The sequence below is a fragment of the uncultured Kiloniella sp. genome, from assembly GCF_937128705.1.
Classification (GTDB): Bacteria; Pseudomonadota; Alphaproteobacteria; order Kiloniellales; family Kiloniellaceae; genus Kiloniella.
Map to the genome: position 1 here is coordinate 1 of NZ_CAKZMP010000167.1, position 4,701 is coordinate 4,701.

Sequence of the window (4,701 nt, forward strand, 5' to 3'; positions counted from 1 at the left end):
TACACCCCGATCTGGCGTATGAATGATTTGGAAGAGCTGCGGCATATTATCGAAAGCGGCCCATCGTCCGCCGAGATCGATAAGATCAAAATCAGCTATCACTGGCGCGACGCTGCGGAAGGAACGAAAGCATATAAGGAGGATCCAGCTAATGGCAAAACATCTCTCTGACAAACGCCTCCGCCAGTTGGCATTCCTTCCCTACACACTGGAACGGGTGGTCGATTTGATCCTGACAGACAGCGAATACGGGTTACATCATCCTGAAAGCATTTCAGAACGGGATGAACTCTCTAAATCTGTGCCTGTTCTTCGCGATGCACTGGAGCGCATCAGGCAAGAACGTAAAGCCATTGTGAAATCAGGCCGGGCTTATGTTTCCTTGCAACGAGATTACAAAGAGTTATTTCAACGACCCTTGGTAAAACGGAAAACCGGATATGCTTTGATCCTGTTAGTCTATATGTGCCAGCAGTTATTGGAAGAAGGCGGTGACCTGTCAGACAATATTCTTGATGCTGTCAACATGATCACCCCAATCGCAGAAAAGGGATCCAACGCCAAAATGATCGACGGCATGGCCCATTCCGCCGAACGTATGGCCCCGAAAATGATCAAAGAACTCCGTCGCCGCGATTACCTCCTAATCGAAAACATGAGGGTGGCAGTGTGATGGAAATTGTAAAAACTGTTCTTTTCTGGTTTTATTCTATTAACGGGGGAGTGAACTATTAATGTCTAAACGTGTGACAGTTACCGAAGCTGATATGCGCCGGGCTTTAAGGGCTTCCATAAAAAGTGGGCTGACTGTGAATGAATGCGTCATGACATCATCAGAAGTGCGGATTATTTACGCATCTGATGGTGAACAGGAGGTAAAACTGGTGAAAGAAGCCAAGCCCAAAGATTGGTAAAGGATACGATCTTTGCGTGTAAACCTTCCCGGGTTGATTGTTGAAAAACTTCCATCAGGAAATCACCGTATCCGTGTGAGGGTAGAAGGTGATCCAAACAGACGTATTCGCATTTATGTAGAGCTTGATCACAAAGATTTCTCTGAACACTATCATGCGGCCAGAGCCGGCATCGAAATTAAACCAGAAGCCAAGCCATCCGATCGGGCTATTCGTGGTTCTGTAAACTGGCTCACGCATAAATATCTGGAACATCTGGAAGTCCAAGTTGAAGCAGGGGCTTGTTCACCGAAGACATTCAAACAAAAGAAATATGCATTAGAATTTTTGCGGGAAGATTGCGGCGAATATTCCATGCGGATGCCTACGTCGGAAATTATCAAGATCAGGGATAAAAAAGCGAGTACCCCGGCTGCGGCTGATGCTTTGGTGAAGTCAATCAAGTCTATGTACAAATGGGCAGTAGAGTACGGAATTCTTGATTTTAACCCCGCAATCGGGATTAGTTACATCGATAAAGGAAAAGGCGGGGCTATTCCCTGGACTGTCGAAGATTTAAAAATATTTAGGGAGAAGCATCCTTTTGGTACCAAAGCCCATCTTGCCCTTACAATCTTTATGTTTACAGCCTGTCGTATTAGTGACGTCGTTCTGCTGGGGCGAGATAACGAATTTGAAAGGGCAGGGGTTAAGGGGATTGGTTGGCAACCAGCAAAAGCTAATTCGCCTTATGTTGAAATTCCTATGCTGCCGCCTTTGATCAAGGCAACCAGAAAAGCCGAAATACTGGGCAAAACATACTTGCTAACGGATTACGGAAAGCCCTTTGCAACGCCTGATTCCTTTGGCTCAAACTTTCAGGACTGGTGCATCGAGGCCGGATTACCGCATTTATCCAGCCATGGTATCCGCAAAGCAGCTGGTAACCTGTTAGCTGAAGAAGGATGCAGCCAATACCAGATCATGTCCATTCACGGCCACAGCAGATCAAAAACATCTGAGATATACACAAAAGACGACGAGCGATGGAAGCTAGCCACCGACGCAATGCAAACGTTAGAAAATATGGATTGGTAGCTGGTTTATTCAACCAGCTTCAAATGTGAATACTTCTGCCCTTTTTCATCAGGAACACCGCCTAACCGAGTAAAGCTCGGCGTATCTTCTCCAATTCCAGCACACAGTTTATCTAGGTAATCGTATTTTAGATCCCATTTATCTCTATCTGTCTCACGATTTAGTTCAGCTATAAGATTTAATATCTCTGGATATGTTTTAAGGCGAATGCTGGGACTTACTTTATTCAGGCTATAAGTGCCCTTGCGTCGAAGCGAAGGAAGAACCTCAGACGTTACCCATTTCCTGAAATATTTAGCTTCTGGTTTTGTCGATGTGAAGATCAAGGAATAAAGACCAGATTCATTGATAATGGACATTTCTTGTCGCCCACCAAGGGTGTCATTAATAGTGACACCCTTTTCATCGTCATCCAATCTGGTCAGGGCTTGGCGTGAATTGTTGATGTCAAGTATTTGGCAAACATCTTTTGCAATGAACCAAGGCTCACCTTCGATAATGATTGATCTTACATGTCCTTGATTTTCAAAGTAATTTGAGATTATCCCATACATAGTATCCATGTCGCATCCCCAGTATAAATGATAGCTAAATATGTCTTTGTTAAAGGATCCCCGTAGTATGGGTACCCTTTAAGCATTCATACCGAAATTATACAGCATATCATTAGAAGCGTTAAACCGTTTCTTCTGGGTGATATTATCAACGTGATATTTGACCAGATAAATAAGCCAAAAGTATCCAATGTGTCCCACGACCTGTTTCTGCGTGGGACAGAATAGGGGTTATGCTGTTGATTTGTATGAGTATTTATGTGTGAAATGGATCCGGGACCAGGATTCGAACCTGGACTGAAGGAGTCAGAGTCCTTAGTTCTACCGTTAAACTATCCCGGATCAGGGTTCAGCGTTTTAAATATTCTGGCGGATCACTCTAAGCCAGATATGCTGATAACGGTGACTTGCGGGGCTTCGTATAGTCCCTTGGTACAAATCTTACAACACATTTTTGCTTCTTGAGGTGTTTTTTTGCTTTTGAGGCACTTTTCGGGCCTTGGTGGTGAATAGATGTTGATTTTTGCCCCGATGAATTCGTAAGAAGGGAGTACCGGATTGTTGTCCGGTTGTATCAGGAGCAAAATTTTTGACGGTTACTTCGCAGGCCCGTAAAAAAGCCTTGTCTAAAAAGGCGGCAAAACGGGCGGATAACAATGTTTACGCCGCAATAGATTTGGGGACAAATAACTGTCGCCTGTTGATTGCGCGTTCCAGCCGTAAAAATTTTCGTGTTCTTGATACCTTTTCCCGCATTGTCCGTTTGGGCGAAGGGCTGAGCCAGACAGGTAAACTGTCGGAAGAGGCCATGCGCCGTACGCTTTCTGCGCTTAAGATCTGTACCAGTAAACTCAAACGTCGTGGTGTGACAAAGTTGCGTTGTGTTGCGACCGAGGCCTGTCGGCGGGCGGCTAACGGGGATGATTTTATCAAGCGGGTCAAGCAGGAAACCGGGTTGGATCTGGAAATTATCGATAACTCGGAAGAAGCATCGTTGGCCATTATGGGTTGTGCACCTTTGCTAAACCCTGACCTGCCCGAAGCTTTAATCTTTGATATCGGCGGGGGCAGTACCGAGGTCAGCTGGATTCGTCTAGGGGATAAAGAATCCTCGCCAGATAAAACGAACGCGCCAGATAATGCGAAAGCGACGGCATCTAAATCTGATGTGCCCAAACCTGTTATGCCGGCCCCAATTATGCCAAGTCCTATCATGGAAGACTGGTATTCGGTTTCCAAAGGGGTTGTGACCCTTGCCGAGAAATACGGTGGCCGGGATATCACGGCGGAAATTTATCAACAGATGGTTCAGGAAATCTATGATGACTTCCTGATTTTTGAGAAAAAACACGGTTTTGCCCAACGGGTCCGCGATGGAAAGTTGCAACTCTTGGGAACATCCGGCACGGTGACGACGCTTGTCGGGGTGTATAAAAAGCTTCCACGTTATGACCGCAATCGGGTTGATGGTACCCTGATCAATTGTGATACCGCTATTGGCCTCTGCCACAAGATTGCTAGCATGACCTATGCACAACGGGTGGCAAACCCCTGCATAGGTAGTCAGCGCGCCGATTTGGTGGTTGCGGGCTGCGCTATTTTTGAAGCCTTGGCCAAGCTTTGGCCTGTTGCGCAACTACGCGTTGCTGACAGGGGCCTGCGCGAAGGTATTCTCTATAAGTTGATTAGCGAAGGTTAAGCCCTTTCGGTTCTATTGGGGGATGGTGCGTTCGGGACGTCTCTTCCTCGGGCCGTCTTTTAACAGAATATCTTCTATTCTTTATTTTAAGATCAAATTGATACTCTGGATTTTAAGGTCAAACAGATACTCTGGGCCTTGTTGTGTGATAATTTTATTTCTGGGCTGGTGATGAGACATTTGAGATTTTATCAGTCCTGATGTATAGCCCTGTTAAGAAATGGAACGCCAATAAGTCTGGTGTGTCGTATACTATTGTCTTTTGATCCTGTGATCATGTGTCAGAAAGCGGAAGAATGAGCTCTTCAGGTAAATCCAAAAAAGGTGGCTCGCGCCCAAGCAGTAACCCTTCGGGGCGGGGGCTGAAAGTCCGTGTGAAAACTGCGGCTCGGCGTTCGAACTCTTCTGCGCGCTGGTTGAACCGTCAACTCAACGATCCCTATGTTCAGGAAGCCAA

At 45.9% G+C, this 4,701-nt stretch carries 5 protein-coding genes and 1 tRNA gene; 4 read left to right on the forward strand and 2 right to left on the reverse strand.

Translation table 11 applies throughout. From position 1 onward, the window contains the following. Positions 1–151: 151 nt before the first annotated feature. The 3 genes from Q0241_RS09385 (at position 152) to Q0241_RS09395 (ending at position 1,991) form a co-directional block, all read left to right on the forward strand. Positions 152–673 (forward strand): hypothetical protein, encoded by a 522-nt coding sequence (locus tag Q0241_RS09385; protein WP_299376523.1) that lies wholly within the window; start codon positions 152–154, stop codon positions 671–673. A gap of 61 nt (positions 674–734) precedes the next feature. Next, positions 735–914 carry a hypothetical protein gene (locus Q0241_RS09390; RefSeq protein ID WP_299376526.1) on the forward strand — a complete coding sequence of 60 codons (180 nt, stop codon included), beginning with the start codon at positions 735–737 and terminating at the stop codon, positions 912–914. A gap of 12 nt (positions 915–926) precedes the next feature. After that, positions 927–1,991, forward strand: a complete 1,065-nt coding sequence (locus tag Q0241_RS09395) for a tyrosine-type recombinase/integrase (RefSeq protein WP_299376529.1) — start codon at positions 927–929, stop codon at positions 1,989–1,991. Between the two features lie 5 nt (positions 1,992–1,996). Here the strand turns inward: Q0241_RS09395 and Q0241_RS09400 are convergent, their stop codons facing one another. Together Q0241_RS09400 and Q0241_RS09405 are read right to left on the reverse strand one after the other, a co-directional pair. Next, entirely contained in the window at positions 1,997–2,554 is a 558-nt protein-coding gene (locus Q0241_RS09400; protein ID WP_299376532.1) for a Bro-N domain-containing protein, read from the reverse strand. A 259-nt stretch (positions 2,555–2,813) separates the two neighbouring features. Then, a tRNA-Gln gene (locus Q0241_RS09405) sits at positions 2,814–2,887 on the reverse strand. A gap of 247 nt (positions 2,888–3,134) precedes the next feature. Between Q0241_RS09405 and Q0241_RS09410 the strand changes: the two genes are divergently transcribed. Continuing rightward, positions 3,135–4,244, forward strand: coding sequence for a Ppx/GppA phosphatase family protein (locus Q0241_RS09410; protein ID WP_299376535.1), 1,110 nt, complete (start codon positions 3,135–3,137; stop codon positions 4,242–4,244). Positions 4,245–4,701 lie beyond the last annotated feature (457 nt).

Excerpts from the sequence above, each read along its gene's own strand:
- Q0241_RS09385 (WP_299376523.1), top strand. The coding sequence starts at position 152 with ATGGCAAAACATCTCTCTGACAAACGCCTCCGCCAGTTGGCATTCCTT.
- Q0241_RS09390 (WP_299376526.1), top strand. The coding sequence starts at position 735 with ATGTCTAAACGTGTGACAGTTACCGAAGCTGATATGCGCCGGGCTTTA.
- Q0241_RS09400 (WP_299376532.1), bottom strand. The coding sequence starts at position 2,554 with ATGGATACTATGTATGGGATAATCTCAAATTACTTTGAAAATCAAGGA.